13 protein-coding genes are annotated in these 15,980 nt (G+C 62.7%); 8 read left to right on the forward strand and 5 right to left on the reverse strand.

The window, feature by feature from the left end:
- The first annotated feature begins 97 nt into the window (after positions 1 to 97).
- Positions 98 to 1,756 (forward strand): gamma-glutamyltransferase, encoded by a 1,659-nt coding sequence (gene ggt, locus GV002_RS20410; protein ID WP_160020074.1) that lies wholly within the window; start codon positions 98 to 100, stop codon positions 1,754 to 1,756.
- 33 nt (positions 1,757 to 1,789) lie between these two features.
- Here the strand turns inward: ggt and GV002_RS20415 are convergent, their stop codons facing one another.
- From GV002_RS20415 to GV002_RS20435, 5 genes are all read right to left on the reverse strand, one after another.
- Positions 1,790 to 3,625 (reverse strand): Na/Pi cotransporter family protein, encoded by a 1,836-nt coding sequence (locus GV002_RS20415; RefSeq protein ID WP_160020075.1) that lies wholly within the window; start codon positions 3,623 to 3,625, stop codon positions 1,790 to 1,792.
- Between the two features lie 89 nt (positions 3,626 to 3,714).
- Positions 3,715 to 4,047, reverse strand: a complete 333-nt coding sequence (locus GV002_RS20420; RefSeq protein ID WP_160020076.1) for a multidrug transporter — start codon at positions 4,045 to 4,047, stop codon at positions 3,715 to 3,717.
- 76 nt (positions 4,048 to 4,123) lie between these two features.
- Positions 4,124 to 4,702: a lysophospholipid acyltransferase family protein gene (locus GV002_RS20425; RefSeq protein WP_160020077.1), complete on the reverse strand. Its 579-nt coding sequence runs from the start codon at positions 4,700 to 4,702 to the stop codon at positions 4,124 to 4,126.
- Between the two features lie 262 nt (positions 4,703 to 4,964).
- Positions 4,965 to 5,777, reverse strand: a complete 813-nt coding sequence (mutM, locus tag GV002_RS20430; protein WP_160020078.1) for a bifunctional DNA-formamidopyrimidine glycosylase/DNA-(apurinic or apyrimidinic site) lyase — start codon at positions 5,775 to 5,777, stop codon at positions 4,965 to 4,967.
- Positions 5,778 to 5,887: 110 nt separating this feature from the next.
- A complete protein-coding gene (locus tag GV002_RS20435; protein ID WP_160020079.1) occupies positions 5,888 to 6,754 on the reverse strand; it encodes an HDOD domain-containing protein in 867 nt (288 codons plus the stop codon).
- Between the two features lie 138 nt (positions 6,755 to 6,892).
- Here GV002_RS20435 and GV002_RS20440 point away from each other — a divergent pair, with 138 nt between their 5' ends.
- From GV002_RS20440 to GV002_RS20470, 7 genes are all read left to right on the forward strand, one after another.
- The gene (locus tag GV002_RS20440) at positions 6,893 to 8,092 is read left to right on the forward strand and encodes a class I SAM-dependent rRNA methyltransferase (RefSeq protein WP_160020080.1); all 1,200 of its coding nucleotides are present in this window, start codon (positions 6,893 to 6,895) and stop codon (positions 8,090 to 8,092) included.
- Between the two features lie 384 nt (positions 8,093 to 8,476).
- On the forward strand, positions 8,477 to 9,595 hold the full coding sequence (locus GV002_RS20445) for an ABC transporter ATP-binding protein (protein ID WP_160020081.1): 1,119 nt from the start codon (positions 8,477 to 8,479) through the stop codon (positions 9,593 to 9,595).
- Positions 9,596 to 9,629: 34 nt separating this feature from the next.
- Complete coding sequence (locus GV002_RS20450; RefSeq protein ID WP_160020082.1) at positions 9,630 to 10,703, forward strand: ABC transporter substrate-binding protein; 1,074 nt, start codon at positions 9,630 to 9,632, stop codon at positions 10,701 to 10,703.
- A 120-nt stretch (positions 10,704 to 10,823) separates the two neighbouring features.
- Entirely contained in the window at positions 10,824 to 12,059 is a 1,236-nt protein-coding gene (locus tag GV002_RS20455) for an ABC transporter permease (protein WP_160020083.1), read from the forward strand.
- A gap of 133 nt (positions 12,060 to 12,192) precedes the next feature.
- Positions 12,193 to 13,047, forward strand: coding sequence for an ABC transporter permease (locus GV002_RS20460; RefSeq protein WP_160020084.1), 855 nt, complete (start codon positions 12,193 to 12,195; stop codon positions 13,045 to 13,047).
- Between the two features lie 122 nt (positions 13,048 to 13,169).
- Positions 13,170 to 14,120, forward strand: coding sequence for an AraC family transcriptional regulator (locus GV002_RS20465; protein ID WP_160020085.1), 951 nt, complete (start codon positions 13,170 to 13,172; stop codon positions 14,118 to 14,120).
- A gap of 123 nt (positions 14,121 to 14,243) precedes the next feature.
- Entirely contained in the window at positions 14,244 to 15,908 is a 1,665-nt protein-coding gene (locus GV002_RS20470) for a ShlB/FhaC/HecB family hemolysin secretion/activation protein (protein WP_160020086.1), read from the forward strand.
- Positions 15,909 to 15,980 lie beyond the last annotated feature (72 nt).

The following is a 15,980-nucleotide window of genomic DNA, read 5'->3' on the forward strand; positions in this document are numbered from 1 at the left end:
GGCTACCGGCCTCCCGTTTCCTCCGTGCCCGTTCTGCCCTTCGCCAGAGCAAGGCTGTTAAGCTTCCAGCCTCCTTCAGCCGCCTCGGGTAGCTCGCATGTTGCGCACACTCCTGCTATCGACCCTGCTGCTCGGCGCCAGCCTCCTGGCCCAGGCCGCTCCGCAGCAAGCCGCCATTGCCACCGCTCATCCTGCCGCCACTGCCGCTGCGCAGCAGATGCTCGACGCCGGCGGTAACGCCTTCGATGCCGCCGTCGCCGCCAGCGCGGCCCTGGCCGTGGTCGAACCCTACGGCTCTGGCCTTGGTGGCGGCGGCTTCTTCCTGCTGCGCACTGCTGGCGATACGCCAGGCTACGACTTCCTCGATGCCCGCGAACGTGCACCGCTGGAAGCCAAGCCGAATCTCTATGTCCGCGATGGCAAAGTGCAGCGCGAGCTGTCGCTCAACGGCGCACTTGCTGCCGCCATTCCAGGGCTGCCGGCAGCATTGGTCGAGCTGGCGGAGAAGCACGGCCGCTTGCCGCTGAAAACCAGCCTGGCACCGGCGATTCGCCTGGCCAACGAAGGCTTCGCGGTCGATCGCGTCTACCGCGAGCGCGCAACCTGGCGCCTGGCAGCGCTGCGTGACGATGCCGAAACCGCCAAGCTATTTCTCGATCAGGGTGAAATACCCGCCGAAGGCCATATGCTGCGCCAGCCCGACCTCGCCACCACCCTGCAGGCGTTGGCCGAGCATGGCCGCGCGGGCTTCTATACCGGCCCGGTGGCCGAGCGTCTGGTCAGCGGCGTGCGCCATGCCGGTGGCATCTGGACGCTCGATGATCTGCGCGAGTACCGCATCGCCCGTCGCACGCCGCTGCGCTTCCCCATGGAAGACGGCCGCGAGCTGATCAGCGCGCCACCACCCTCGGCTGGCGGTATAGCGCTGGCGCAGAGCCTGGCCATACTCGAACAGCTGCCCTGGCGCGATGCCGAGCCCGTACAGCGCACGCATTACGTGGTCGAGGCCCTGCGTCGTGCCTACCGTGACCGTGGCCTACTGGGCGATCCCGACTTCATCAAGAATCCTGTAGAGCAACTGTTGTCACCCGGGCATCTGGCCGTGCTCGCCGGCAGTATCGACCCCGAAAAGGCCACGCCCAGCGCCAGCCTGCCGCCTGCCGGCACCTGGCACGAAGGCGACCACACCACCCACTTCGCCGTGCTCGATGCCGAGGGCAATGCCGTGGCGGCGACGCTGTCGATCAACCTGCCGTTCGGCGCGGCCTTCACCGTGCCCGGCACCGGCGTGCTGCTCAACGACGAGATGGACGACTTCGCCGCCGACGTACAGGGCGCCAACGCCTACGGCCTGACCGGCAGCCAGGCCAACGCCATCGCAGGTGGCAAACGCCCACTGTCATCGATGAGCCCCAGCTTTGTCGAAAGCAGCGACGAATTCACCGCCTTCGGCACACCGGGCGGCAGCCGTATTCCGAGCATGGTGCTGCTGTCGATGCTCGAATACCTGGACGATAAGCCCATCGAGCGCTGGCCGGCGGTGGCGCGCTACCACCACCAGTTTCTGCCGGACGTGATCGAGCATGAGCCGGATACCTTCAGCGATGAGCAGATCGCCGAGCTGCAACGACGCGGCCATGAACTCAAGCGTCTGGATCGGCAGTACGGCAACCAGCAGGTGCTGTTCTGGGACAAGGTCAGCGGTGAAGTGCAGGCCGCAAGCGACCCGCGCGGGATTGGTACGGCGACGCCGTGAAGCGCAGCGCTCGAGTGTGATCGTAGCCCGGGCTCAGGAGAGCTGGATCAGGCTCTCCTGCTCCTCACCGAACTTGCGCAATTCGCGGAACAGTGCCTGCTCGCTGCCTAGCATCAGCACGTTGCGCAGGCTCTGGAAGATGCGGCTGACGTAGCCCAGGTCGTTCATCAGCGAGCTGGTCTGCAGGCCATCCAGGTGGCCGTCGCGTACCTCGGCGAATAGGCGCTGACGAAACCTCGCATCGAAGCTCGCCGCCTGCTCGTCGAGCCAGCGCAGGCGCGATTGCCACACCTCGTCCGGCAGATCGGCACGGGCCAACTCACGCACTTCATGCAGGGTGGTGAGCAAATGGCGACGCAGCTCCACGTAGGCATCACGCACCGCCGAAGGTGGTGCGTCCAGATAATGGCCAAGGTTCTTCTGCAGGTGCTTGGCGTCCTTGACCGCATCCACCAGCTGCAGCGCCGCCAACTGGCAACTGACCCAGAACTGCTGATGCGCTTCGTCCATGGGCAGTTCCATGCGCCCCATGAAGCTCAGCAGATCGCCATACACGCCCTTGATATGGAATTGGTACAAGTGCTCCGCTTCGAAGCCGCCCTGCGCGGGCTTGGCCTGCAGCAGTTGCTCATCCGCCCGCGCACGCGCCAGTTGATCAACCGGCAGATAGAGTGCATGGCAGATCACCTCCAGGCTCAAGCGGCCAAGGTGCCCCAGCTCCTGCACCACCGCGCCGGAGGCGGCATCCACCGAATCCAGCGCGCGCTCATTGAGATAGCGCGCACGCGTGCGCTCGGGTTCGGCGACCTCTTCGGACGCCAACTCCGTAATCAATACCTGTGGCTCGGCACGCTCCGGCAGCCAGCGGATCAACAACCGCGCCAGACGCCCCTGCAGCGGCCAGAACAGCGCGACACCCATGGCATTGAACAGGGTATGGAACATCGCCAGTTGGATCAGGCTGCTCTCGCCAAGGCCCAGAGGTTCGGCCAGCGCATGCACCAGCCAGGTCAGCGGACCCAGCAGGCAGAAGGCGAGCGTACCGGTGGTGATGTTGAACAGCACGTGCGCCAGGGCCAGGCGCTGGCCATTGCGATTACCGCCGAGGGAGCCGACGAACGCGGTGGTCACGCTGCTGCCGACGTTGGAGCCAATGGCGATCGCCAGGCTCTGACCAAGCTCCAGCTGGCCGCCGGCCAAAGCCGCCAGCGTAAGCATCAAGGTAGCGTGGCTGGACTGCAGCACCACGGTGATGGCCAAACCGATGGCGGTGAACAGCAACGCACCACGCAGCCCGCCCTCCTGGTAGCCGGTCATGTCCAGGCCGTCACCGAAACTGGCGAAGCCGTCCTTGATCTGATCGATGCCGAGAAAGATGAAGGCGATACCCAGCACGATACGACCAGCCGCCTTGCTCCTGGGCCCGAAGAAACCGGCCAGCACGCCGAATACCAACAGCGGCAGGGCCAGCGGACTTAGGCTGAGGTTCTGCCCGGCCAGCGCCAGCAGCCAGATGCCGCTGGTGGCGCCAAGATTGGCACCGAACAGGATGGCAATGCCGCCGGCCAACTGGATCAGACCGGTGCTGATGAAGGCGATGGTCAACAGCGACACCAGCGTGCTGGATTGCAGCAGTAGTGTACCGCCCACTCCGAATAGCAGGCTCTTGAAAGGGGTAGACGTGCTGCGCCCGAGTATCTGCTCCAGTTTGCTGCCCGCCAGCTGGCGCAAGCCCTCTTCCAGGCACTGCATGCCGAACAGGAAAATCGCGAGCCCGGCGCAGAGTTGCAGCCAGCCCTGGCTGAACCAGAACGAGGCGATCAGCCCCATTACAACCAGCAGCAACATCACCCAGCGCAGGTACTTCATCACCACCGGCTCATCCCTTTTTAGTGGTACCAAACGTAAGCGGCCCCTGGCTCGTTACCAAACCAGGGGCCGCAAGAACCGCATTTCAATTACTGACGCTGATTGTAACCGTCGCCGGTGCAACCCAGGCAGCGTACGAACGCCGCTTTGCCCGGCTCGACGACCAGAGCTTTACCCGCTGCTCCAATCCCGCCACCCATCGCGGAAAATGGCAGGGAGACCACGAACAGACCAGCGCCGATAACAGTAGCGCCAATCAGTAGAGGACGAGCGATCACCAGATCAGCTGCCATGGAAAAAGCGCCCGGCGCCTCAACTGTGTAAAACGGATCACCGCTGACGTTCTGCTGCGCCTGCGCCGGCAACGCCAGTAGGCCCATAAGCAGCGACATGACGGCTGCGGTCGTGCGGAACAGGTTCATAATGCAGTCCTTCAGATTATTCGGGAAAGTGCCAGTAACTATAACAGCGCATTGATAATTGTCAGCGTGACGGACGTCAATCGCCGTGAAAGGCATATTCCGGCTTTTTCGGCACATAAGGACGAAAGAACGCCAGCATGGCTGTCAGGTCGGCTTTCTCGTCACCGGTTGGCTGGAAGATCGGACCGATCACCACCCGCCGATTCTGATAATCCAGCGCGCCCAGCACTATGGGGACGCCCGCGCCCAGCGCGATATGGTAGAAGCCCATCTTCCAGCGTTCGACCTTCTTGCGCGTGCCCTCGGGCGACAACACCAGGATGAACTCGTCATGCTCACGAAAGGCCTGAATGGCCTGTTCGACGGTGTTCAACTGGCGATCCCGACGAATCGGAATACCGCCCCAGCTGCGCATCAGGCCACCGAAGGGCCAGCGGAAGATGCTGTGCTTGCCGAACCAGCGGGCGTTGAGGCGCAGCACGAATTTCAGCGCTATGAAGATCACGAAATCCCAGTTGGACGTGTGATGAGCGCCGATGGCGACGAACTTGTCGAGCTTCGGCAACTGTCCCTCGATACGCCAGCCCATCAGTTTCAGCACACTGCGCCCCAGCCACTCAGCGGCCGGATTGCGTGGCAGGTAGTTACCGGACATCGATCAACCTCGGTATTTGTTGTTGTTTTCTTACCAGAACGTGTTTTACGAGCTCGCGAGCTAGAGCCATACAACACCGATGGCGACCCCGCAAAAACAGGCGAGGAACGGTCGGAGTCGCGCTCGACTGTACTTTTGTACATGAGCATGAATCGCTCCGCTCGCCCCTTCGGGGCCGCACTGAAGTGCGTTGGCCGCGAGCGGCCTCCGAGCCTGTTTTTAACGCAGTAGGGCCGACGCGCAGCAGATCGTAAACAGGTTCTCAGCGTTGGCACTTGGGACAGTACACACTCGCCCGCTGCCCCAGCTTGACCTCACGTAGCGTACTGCCGCAGACCTTGCAGAACTCGCCGCCGCGCCCGTAGGCAAACAGCTCCTGCTGGAAGTAGCCCGGCTGGCCGTCGCCGCCGACGAAGTCACGCAAGGTGGTACCGCCACGCTCGATGGCATGAGCCAGGATGCGCTTGATCTCCTCGGCCAGGCGCAGGTAACGCGCCCGCGAGATGGAGCCGGCTTCGCGGCGCGGATCGATACCGGCAGCGAACAGCGCTTCGGTGGCGTAGATGTTGCCCACGCCGACGACCACGGCGTTATCCATGATGAAGGGTTTCACCGCCATGCTACGACCGCGCGACATCTGGAACAGACGCTCACCCTCGAACAATCCGCCCAACGGCTCTGGGCCGAGTTTGCTGAGCAGCTCGTGGCGCAGCGGATCTTCGCTCCATAGCAGCGCACCAAAACGGCGCGGGTCGGTGTAACGCAAGGCGAGCCCCGACTCCAGCTCGATATCCACGTGCTCGTGCTTGGCCGCGGGCAGGCCGCACTCGACCAGACGCAGACTGCCGGACATGCCCAGATGGCTGATCAGGCTGCCGACTTCGGCCTTGATCAACAGGTACTTGGCACGGCGCTCGACGCACTCGATTCGCTGGCCGGACAGACGCACGTCCAGGTCTTCGGGGATAGGCCAACGGAGACGGCGCTCACGCACGATCACGCGGCTGACGCGCTGACCTTCCAGGTAAGGCGCGATACCGCGACGGGTAGTTTCGACTTCAGGTAATTCAGGCATGGCAGTACGACAGGAAACGGCGGTGCGCCACCTTAGCAGGAGCCGCGCAGCAAGCGGTAGGGTCCGCAGCTTACCCGCTCACCTGCCCGGCGGCGCAAGCGCTTGAAGACTCAGAGCACAGCCAGGTCACGGATGCTTTCGCGCAGGTTCTCGAAGTCATACTCCGACAACCCCAGATACTCGAGAATCGGCTGCGCGATGGACTGCCACTCCATGTCGATGGCCTGCCCGCCCTGCACGCGGTGTGTCTCGCAGATATGCTCGGCCATCTTGAGAATGCCCAGCAGCGTCTTCAACTGAGCGTCGCGCCCCGAGTCATCGCTGAAGATCGACAAGGCGTTGTGGTGGTTGGCGATGACCTCGCAGAGATGCTCCGGCAGGCGCCAGGAACGTGCGGTGAAATAACCGACCACGGCATGATTGGTAGTCAGCAGGCGGTTCTCGGTATCGACCACACGGCGCTCTTCACTGGCACTGGCGTAGGCTTCCTCCAGCACCTGCATGTAGTTGGGGAAGCGCTTGAGCATCAGCGGAATGCCGCAATCGTGGAACAGCCCCAGGCTGTAGGCTTCGTCGGGCGAGTGATAACCGAGGCGCTTGGCCAGGGTCAGGCAGGTCATCGCCACGTCCTGGGCACTGTCCCAGAAGCGGTTGAGTACCAGGATCGCTTCGTCGGTCAGCTCGCCTTTGATCGACTGCGCATTGATCAGGTTGATCACGGTGTTGCAGCCCATCAGATTGACCGCCTGCTGAATCGAGGCGATGCGATTGGCCAGGCCGAAATGCGGCGAGTTGACGATTTTCAGCAGCGCGCCGGACAGCCCTGGGTCCTGACTGATCAGCTTGGCGATGCTGCGCAAATCGGGGCTGGGCATGATCTGCTCCATCTGCAGATCGACCATGATCTGTGGTTGCGGCGGTACGCTGATCCCCTGCAGGACTTGCTGGATCTGTTCGGCGGTAAGTTCGTAGGTCATGAAAGAGGGATCGTGCAGGGTGAGAAGTAGCGCACAGTCTAGCCAAAGCACTGGCCAGCCCGCAGTCGACTTTTGTAACCGCCGTCCCCGTGTGCAAACCGCTATAATCCCGCTCTTTTCCCCGCGGAGCCCGAACTCATGTCTTCCCTGCCCAGTCTGCGCCTGAAAGCCAACGCCGACCGACGCCTGCGCGCCGGCCACCTGTGGGTCTACAGCAACGAGATCGATGTCGCCGCCACCCCGCTGCATGGTTTTGCCGCCGGTGACCAGGCTGTTCTCGAAGCCGCCGGCGGCAAGCCGCTGGGCATTGTCGCTATGAGTCCGAACAACCTGATCTGCGCGCGCCTGTTGTCGCGGGACATCAAGCACGTACTGGACAAATCCCTGCTGGTGCACCGCCTCAACGTCTGCCTGTCGTTGCGCGAACGCCTGTTCGACAAGCCCTGCTACCGCCTGGTATATGGCGACTCCGACTTGCTGCCGGGGCTGGTGGTCGACCGCTTCTTCGACATTCTGGTGGTGCAACTGGCCTCTGCCACCATGGAGGCGCACAAGGACGACGTGCTCGCCGCGCTGATCCAGGTGTGCAAGCCCAGCGGGGTCCTGTTCAAGAACGACTCCAGCGCGCGCGACGCCGAAGGCCTCGAGCGCTATGTGGCGACCGCCTACGGCGAGGTGCCGGAGTGGGTAGCGCTGGAAGAGAACGGCGTGAAATTCGAAGCACCGGTGATCGAAGGGCAGAAGACCGGCTGGTTCTATGACCACCGCATGAACCGCGCACGCCTGGCGCCCTACGTCAAAGGCAAGCGCGTGCTCGACCTGTTCAGCTACATCGGCGGTTGGGGTGTGCAGGCCGCAGCCTTCGGCGCCAGCGAAGTGTTCTGCGTGGACGCTTCCGGCTTCGCCCTCGATGGCGTGGAGCGCAACGCCACGCTCAACGGTTTCGCCGAGAAGGTCACCTGTGTGGAAGGTGACGTGTTCGCCGCGCTGCGTGAGCTGAAATCCGCTGAAGAACGCTTCGACGTGGTGATCGCCGATCCGCCCGCCTTCATCAAGCGCAAGAAGGACATCAAGAACGGCGAAGCGGCCTACCGGCGCCTCAATGAAACCGCCATGCGCCTGCTGAACAAGGACGGCATCCTGGTCAGCGCCAGCTGCTCCATGCACCTGGAAGAGGACAACCTGCAGAACATCCTGCTGACCAGCGCCCGTCATCTGGATCGAAATATCCAGTTGCTCGAGCGCGGCGCCCAGGGCCCGGATCACCCGGTGCACCCGGCGATCAACGAGACCCGCTATATCAAGAGTCTGACCGTGCGTCTGCTGCCCAACAGCTAAACGTAGGGTGCGCCATGCGCACCGAAAATGCCGGTGTCATCAAGCATCATTGGTGCGCACGGCACACCCTACGCGACACGCGCCGAAACAGGGACGCTCTCCAGACCGTGCACCTGCCATGTGCGTGTCGACAGGAGCCCCATCCCTCCTCTCGCTGTTACCTCCCCCCACACCCGCCTCGCATCTCGCCCAGCATGGACTAGGCTTTAACCTGCATAGCAGAGCGCTATCAGCCAATCACTGGCTAACTGGCGTGCTTATTGCTTTTGGCTATCAACATAACGAACGCCTTCCACGCAGGAGGCGAATCGACTCAGAAGTTGGAGCCTTGGCCACGAGCTGACTCCATATTGCGGCCTTTCACGGACAACAGCGGGGAGGACTATGACTGCGCAGGCTGGGAACGATGCGTTCCTGCGATTCACCAACGTCAAGAAGACCTACGATCACAAGACCCTGGTGGTCAAGGACTTCAACCTCAACGTGGCCAAGGGCGAATTCATCACCCTGCTCGGCCCCTCCGGTTCGGGCAAGACCACCTGCCTGATGATGCTCGCCGGCTTCGAGGACGTGACCAGCGGCGAGATCCTGATCAACGGCCGTAACGTCACCAGCATCGCCCCCTATGCTCGCAACATCGGCATGGTCTTTCAGCAGTACGCGCTGTTCCCGCACATGACCATCCGCGAGAACCTGGCCTACCCGCTGAAGATTCGCAAACTGCCCAAGGACGAGATTCGCGCCAAGGTCGAGGAGTACCTCGCACTGGTCGAACTGCAGGCCTTCGGCGGCCGCTACCCCGCCCAGCTCTCCGGCGGCCAGCGCCAGCGAGTGGCCCTGGCCCGCGCGCTGATCTTCGCTCCGGACATCGTACTGATGGATGAGCCGCTCGGCGCGCTGGACAAGAAGCTGCGTGAGCAGATGCAGTTCGAGATCAAGCGCCTGCACGAGCAGCTCGGCTTCACCGTGATCTACGTGACCCACGACCAGACCGAAGCGCTCACCATGAGCGACCGCATCGCCGTGTTCAACAACGGCGTGGTGCAGCAGTGCGCGGCGCCGCACGTGCTCTACGAACGTCCGGCCAATCTGTTCGTCGCCGACTTCATCGGCGAGAGCAACAAGCTGCACGGCGTGATCGAGGCGGTCGAGGCTGATCGCGTCCAGGTACGTCTCGACGATGGTGGCCTGGTGAGCACCCTGAAAGCCAACTGCACCGAAGTCGGCCAAGCCACCACGGTGTCGGTACGCCCGGAGAAGCTCAACTTCACCGATCGACTCGGCGCCAGCGGCAATCAGGTCAAGGCCCACTTCGTCACGCGCCATTACGTCGGCGAATACATCCGCTACCACTTCGAGACCGCCAGCGGCGCCGAACTGGTGGTGAAGAATCTGAACGACAGTTCAGCCCCGCAACTCAGCGCTCAGGAAGAGATCGCCCTCGCCTGGCTGCCGGAAGACAGCCAGGCCCTGGACCGATCGGAAGTGCCGAAGACGCTCTGACCCCACAACTAGTAGAAGCAAATGGAGCACAGCAATGGCTAGATCACTGACTACCAGCTTTTCCACCTTCGCCCTGGTGGCGGCATTGGGACTCACAGCGGGCAACGCCACGGCCCAGGACAGCCTCACCGTGGTTTCCTGGGGCGGTGCCTATGGCGCCGCGCAGAAAAAACACGTCATCGACCCCTACCAGGCTGAATCCGGCGTCAAGGTATTGTTCGAGGATTACTCGGGCGGCGTCGCCGAGATCAAGGCCCAGGTCGAGTCCGGCAACATTCAGTGGGACGTGGTCGACTTCGAAGTGATCGACCTTGAGCGCGCCTGCTCCGAAGGCCTGCTGGAAACCCTCGACCACAGCGTGCTGCCGGCCGGCATCGACGGCACCTCGGCCGCTCAGGACTTCATCCCCGAAGCACTGGCCAGCGAATGCGCGGTGGGCAATATCGTCTGGTCGGTGGTATTCGCCTACAACCAGAACACCATCGGCGGTACCAAGGCTGCCAGCATCGAGGACTTCTTCGACACCGCCAAGATTCCGGGCAAGCGAGCCATGCGCAAGCGCCCGCAGGTGAACATGGAATGGGCCCTCATGGCCGACGGCGTCGCACCTGAGGAAGTCTACGAAGTACTGGCAACCCCGGAAGGCCAGCAACGTGCCTTCGACAAACTGGCCAGCATCAAGGATGACATCGTCTGGTTCGACTCCTGGTCGCAAGCGCCGCAATTGCTCAACGACGGTGGTGCAGTGCTGGTGCAATCGGCCAACGGCCGCTTCTACGATGCCATCGTGCAGGAAAAGAAACCCTTCGAAATCGTCTGGGACGGCCACGTCTACGACCTCGACGCCTGGGCCATCGTCAAGGGCAGCAAGAAGAAGGACCTGGCCATGGAGTTCATCAAGTACGCCACCGGCTCCAAGCCGCTGGCCGGCATGCCGGACGTGGCCTACGGCCCGACCCGCAAGTCCTCCATGCCTCTGGCCGACCAGAGTGCGGCGCCGCACCTGCCGACCGCTCATCTGGACAAAGGCATCCAGGCTGGCTCCGAGTTCTGGGCTGACTATGGCGAGTCGTTGGGCGAGAAATTCAACGAGTGGCTGTTGAAGTAAGCACCACACCCTCCCCACGGACGACCTGTGGGAGGCGCTTCAGCGGCGACGGTCGCGGCTGAAGCCCCTCCCACGGGTACCGAGGTCCAACGGAGAAGGGGCTTATCCCGGAGTAATGTCTTGACCTCTCTCACCACCAGCGAAGCTGGCCAAGCCGCCAGCGCCCGTCGCAGGAAACGCCTCGCCGCCTTCCTGTTCGTGGTGCCGCTGCTGCTGTTCATCATCGTCACTTTCGTCGCACCGATCGGTACCATGCTGTGGCGCAGCGTGCATCACCCGACCGTGGCCGAACTGATTCCACAGACCCTGGCCGAACTCGAGCGCTGGGACGATCACAAACAACTACCGGACGACAATACCCTGCAGGTATTCGTCACAGAGCTGCATGGTCTTAACGAGCAACGCCTGTCTGGCAAGCTCTCCGAAGAGTTCAACCGTGCGTACACCGGCATGTCCAGCGTGGTCAAATCCACCGCCCGCCGTGTTGGCCGGCTGGATGCGCAAGAGCTGCAGAGCCAAGGCATAAAGACCCTGCTCGACGCCCATCGCAACTGGAGCAAGCCCGAGCTGTGGTACGCCATCGAGCGCGCCGGCAAGGTCTACACCTACGACTACTACCTGACTGCCCTGGACCTGGAGCTGCACCCCGACGAGGGCATCCAGGTACGCCAGGACACGCAGATCTACCTGCAGCTGTATACCAAGACCCTGAACATGGCGCTGGTCATCACCCTGCTTTGCGCCCTGCTCGGCTACCCGCTGGCCTACTACCTGGCCGGGTTGCCATCGAATCGCGCCAACCTGCTGCTGGTGTTGGTACTGCTGCCGTTCTGGACCTCGCTGCTGGTGCGCACCACCTCGTGGATAGCCCTGCTGCAGACCAACGGCGTGATCAATTCCTTCCTCATGGGCATCGGCCTGATCAGTCAGCCCTTCGAGATGCTCTACACCTCGTTCGCCACCGTGGTGGCGATGACCCACATCCTGCTGCCGTTCATGATCCTGCCGCTGTACAGCGTGATGCGCGGCATCGACCCCAGCTACATGCGCGCGGCGCTGAGCCTCGGCGACAAACCCATTCCGGCGTTCGCCCGCATCTACTTCCCGATGACCTTGCCTGGCCTCAGCGCCGGAGCGCTGCTGGTGTTCATCATCTCGGTGGGCTACTACATCACCCCGGCGCTGGTCGGCGGTACCGACGGACAGATGATCAGCAACATCATCGCCTTCCACATGCAGCGCTCGAACAACTGGGAGTTGGCCGCCGCGCTGGGCTCGCTGCTGCTCGGGCTGATCCTGTTGCTGTACTGGGTGTACGACCGTTTCGTCGGCGCCAGCAATATCAAGTTGGGATGAACATGTCCGTACCGTCATTTCCTCATAACGGCGTAGCCCGGATGCAATCCGGGAAAACCGGCCCCCATCCCTCCCCGGATTTCATCCGGGCTACGGGCGGCACTCGCCGTCCCTACAACCCGGGCTCAGCGCTATGAAAATCCCCGCCTATTACGGCTTCTGGCACCACCTCGGCAGTTGGCTGCTCAAGGTCAGCTCCTGGCTGGTGCTGCTGTTCCTGATCCTGCCGATTCTGGTGATCGTGCCGCTGTCGTTCAATGCCGAGCCGTTCTTCAGCTTCACCGAAGGCATGCTCAGACTGGACCCCGAGGCCTACTCGCTGCGCTGGTATCAGGAGATCTTCAACGATCCGAAGTGGATACTGGCAATCAAGAACAGTTTCTTCATCGGCATCCTCTCCACCATTCTCGCCACGATTCTGGGTACCTGCGCCGCCGTGGGCCTGGCGCGCGACGAGATGCCCTTTCGCCGCTTCATCACCGCCCTGCTGCTGTCGCCGATGATCGTGCCGCTGATCATCACCGCCGCTGGCATGTTCTTTTTTTACTCGGACCTCGGCCTGGCCGGCGGCTATCTAGGTGTGATCCTGGCCCACGCGGCGCTCGGCACGCCCTTCGTCATCATCACTGTCACCGCCACGCTCACCGGCTTCGACTACAGCCTGGCGCGCGCAGCGCTGAATCTCGGCGCCACGCCAATACGCGTGTTCTTCGACGTGATCATGCCGCTGATCCGCCCCGGCGTGATTTCAGGCGCACTGTTCGCCTTCATCACCTCCTTCGATGAGGTGGTGGTGATCCTGTTCATGGCCGGACCACAACAGCGCACCATTCCGCGGCAGATGTTCTCGGGCCTGCGCGAGCAGATCAACCCGAGCATCCTGGCCATCGCCACTCTGCTGATCCTGGTATCCATCGCGTTGCTGGTGACCATCGAACTGCTACGCCGCCGCGCCGAGCGGATGCGAGGGATCGAGATTCCGAACTGATACCCGCCCCGAAGGGCGAGCATCACGCAGAACGCCGCCACTGTTCGTCCGAAGCCCATCGCCTTTATTATCAGCGGCCCGCCCTGCCTATCCACCTGCTTCGAGCACGACACGCCCTGACCATGGATGCAACCCGAGACGTACATGAGCAGCGCCTGGCAGAGCAGGAGCGCGCTTTACTGTTCGAACGCCCGCATGCGGGGCCGCGCAAACCCTACGAACGGGACAAACCACCGCCCCATGCGTTGGAAGACCGGCGCATCCTGCTTGCCATTCGCTACATTGAAGCCCATCTGGATCGGCCGCTCTCTCTTGATCGCCTGGCTGCCCGCGCCAGCTTGAGCACCTTCCATTTTCAACGCCATTTCCGAGAGGTCATGGGCGAAAGCCCAAGCGAATACATTCGTCGCACCCGCCTCGACCGCGCGGCGATTCACCTGTTGATCTACCCGGAGTCGGTACTTTCCATCGCCCTGTCCGTTGGCTACTCCAGTCATGAGGCTTTCATCCGTGCCTTCCATCGCCAATTCGCCCTGACACCCACCCAGTACCGTCAGTTCGCGCGCCAGGCCAGCATCCCCGCCACCACCGAGGAATATCGGAGAGCTGCCGAAGTGCAGGTCATCCACTTACCCGATCTAGCGTTGCTGAGCATGCGTTTCTACGGCAGCTATGCGCGAGTTATGGATCATTGGCAACGCTTTGCCGAAGAGTTGAAACGTATCGGCTACCCACTGGATAACGCCAGGGCCATCGGAGCCATCACCGACAACCCGGAGATCACCCCCAACGACCTGGTGCGCTATGACTGCGCAGTGGTCGACCTCGGACTCCCCATCGGTGGCGCCCCACTGAGCCGAATGAGACTGCCAGCCGGACGCTACGCCTGTCTGCAACACCAGGCACCATACGATCAGGTATTCGCGGCCTATCGCACCCTCGCTGTGGCCTGGCCGGAAAGTTCCGGCGAGCGTTTTGTCCCCCAAGGTGGCTATGAGCTGTATCGCCAGCCACCCTGGTCGGGTGACGCCACGCAACAATGCCTGGATATCGCCCTCGGCCTGGAGGGCTGAGGTGAACACAGCAAGTTCTATCAAGCTGCATCCAGGTCACACGCCCTATTCTTCGCCCTTGTCTTCGGCCTGCGTAAATTATCAAGGCCTGAGCAGCCGTCTGCCAGAAGGAAGCTGATCGCCATGCGTGTTGCCACGAGCCTGTTGTCCGTCGCCTTGCTGGCCGCCGGGAATATCCTCACCAACTCGGCTCTGGCAGCCGTAGCGCCGGATGCTGGTCAGACCCAACAAAGCCTCGACCAGAAGCCTCTGCAGTTACCCAAGCGGCAATCCATAGACATCAACCTGCCCGACTCACCCGGTGATCAGGAGCAAAGCGCTGGGCCGAGCCTGCAAGTCACAGGTTTCGTCCTCGAGGGCAACAGCGCCATCCCCAATGAGCAACTGCTGACGCTGCTCGATGACCTGAACAATCGCACCCTCACACTTGGCGATCTGCAGGGCGCCGCCAATCGCATCACCCGCTTCTACCGCGAACGCGGTTACCCGCTGGCACGCGCCTATCTGCCCGCCCAGGAGATCGATGGCGGCATGGTTCGGATCGCCGTGCTCGAAGGCCGCTACGGCCAGGTGCAGATCAACGACAAGGCCGGCCTGGGTGGCAGCGCCCTCGCGCCCCTGGCGGCACTGCAAGCCGGCGATGCGGTGCAGGCCAGGCCGCTCGAACGCAGCCTGTTGCTGCTGCAGGACACGCCCGGCGTCGAGGTGAAGTCCACCCTGCGCCCCGGCACCAGCACCGGCAGCACCGACCTGCTGGTGAATATCGAGCGCGCACCGCTGCTGTCCGGCTCCATCGACGCCGACAACTACGGCAACCGCTTCACCGGTCAGTACCGCCTTGGCGGCACACTCAACATCAACAGTCCACTGGGACTGGGTGACCGTTTGACCCTGCGCGCCATGGGTTCGGACGAAGAACAGAATTACGGCCGCATCGCCTATCAGCTACCTGTCGGCCCCTGGTCGACTCAGCTCGGCGTGGCCTATTCGGACATGGACTATGAGCTGGCGAAGGACTTCGAAGACCTCGATGCCCATGGCAATGCACGCATAGCCAGCGTCTTCGCCCTGCAACCGCTCGTGCGCTCGCGGGACTTCAGCCTCTATGCCCAGGCTCAATTCGACGACAAGCGCCTGCAGGACGACATCGACCTGTTCGACCAGAAGAGCGAGAAACGCTCGCGCGTGGTCATCCTGACGCTCAACGGCAACAGCCGCGACACCCTGCTCGGCGGTGGCGTCAACAGCTTCGCCCTGGCCTGGAGCCAGGGCAGCCTGAACATCGATGATGCCACTGCGCAACGTATCGACGACCTCACCGCCGGCACGGCCGGGCGCTTCCAAAAACTCAACCCCAGCCTGGTACGCCTGCAGCGCCTGACCGAACGCTTCAGCCTGTACACCCAGCTGCAAGGCCAATGGGCTGACGGCAACCTCGACAGTTCGGAAAAGCTCTACCTGGGCGGCGCCTACGGCGTGCGCGCCTACCCGCAAGGCGAAGCCTCCGGCGACCAGGGCTGGCTGGCCAACCTCGAACTGCGCTATGCGCTGACCGACGCCTGGCAGCTCAGTGCCTTCGTCGACCATGGCCAGGTGCGCCTTAACAAGGACACCTGGGCCTCCGGCGAGAATCATCGCAGCCTTTCCGGTGCTGGCCTGGGCGCACGCTGGGCAGCCCACGGCTGGCAGGTCAGCGCCGTGACCGCCTGGAAACTGGGCAACAGCGACCCGCAGAGCGATGTCGACCGCAGCCCGCGCGTATGGGCGCAGGTGGTGCGCTTCTTCTAACGCTGCAAACCCTTGATGGTTACACCGCAGGCCGAAACGCAACACTCCGCAGCCAGACGATTGATAAGGGGA

This window comes from Pseudomonas sp. 8O, from assembly GCF_902506495.1.
Lineage (GTDB): Bacteria > Pseudomonadota > Gammaproteobacteria > Pseudomonadales > Pseudomonadaceae > Aquipseudomonas > Aquipseudomonas chaetocerotis.

Bases quoted from the DNA above. Each gene is read 5' to 3' on its own strand.
- GV002_RS20420 (WP_160020076.1), bottom strand. From the start codon at position 4,047: ATGAACCTGTTCCGCACGACCGCAGCCGTCATGTCGCTGCTTATGGGC.
- GV002_RS20450 (WP_160020082.1), top strand. From the start codon at position 9,630: ATGGCTAGATCACTGACTACCAGCTTTTCCACCTTCGCCCTGGTGGCG.
- GV002_RS20465 (WP_160020085.1), top strand. From the start codon at position 13,170: ATGGATGCAACCCGAGACGTACATGAGCAGCGCCTGGCAGAGCAGGAG.
- GV002_RS20435 (WP_160020079.1), bottom strand. From the start codon at position 6,754: ATGACCTACGAACTTACCGCCGAACAGATCCAGCAAGTCCTGCAGGGG.
- GV002_RS20470 (WP_160020086.1), top strand. From the start codon at position 14,244: ATGCGTGTTGCCACGAGCCTGTTGTCCGTCGCCTTGCTGGCCGCCGGG.
- GV002_RS20445 (WP_160020081.1), top strand. From the start codon at position 8,477: ATGACTGCGCAGGCTGGGAACGATGCGTTCCTGCGATTCACCAACGTC.
- mutM (WP_160020078.1), bottom strand. From the start codon at position 5,777: ATGCCTGAATTACCTGAAGTCGAAACTACCCGTCGCGGTATCGCGCCT.
- ggt (WP_160020074.1), top strand. From the start codon at position 98: ATGTTGCGCACACTCCTGCTATCGACCCTGCTGCTCGGCGCCAGCCTC.
- GV002_RS20415 (WP_160020075.1), bottom strand. From the start codon at position 3,625: ATGAAGTACCTGCGCTGGGTGATGTTGCTGCTGGTTGTAATGGGGCTG.
- GV002_RS20440 (WP_160020080.1), top strand. From the start codon at position 6,893: ATGTCTTCCCTGCCCAGTCTGCGCCTGAAAGCCAACGCCGACCGACGC.
- GV002_RS20460 (WP_160020084.1), top strand. From the start codon at position 12,193: ATGAAAATCCCCGCCTATTACGGCTTCTGGCACCACCTCGGCAGTTGG.
- GV002_RS20425 (WP_160020077.1), bottom strand. From the start codon at position 4,702: ATGTCCGGTAACTACCTGCCACGCAATCCGGCCGCTGAGTGGCTGGGG.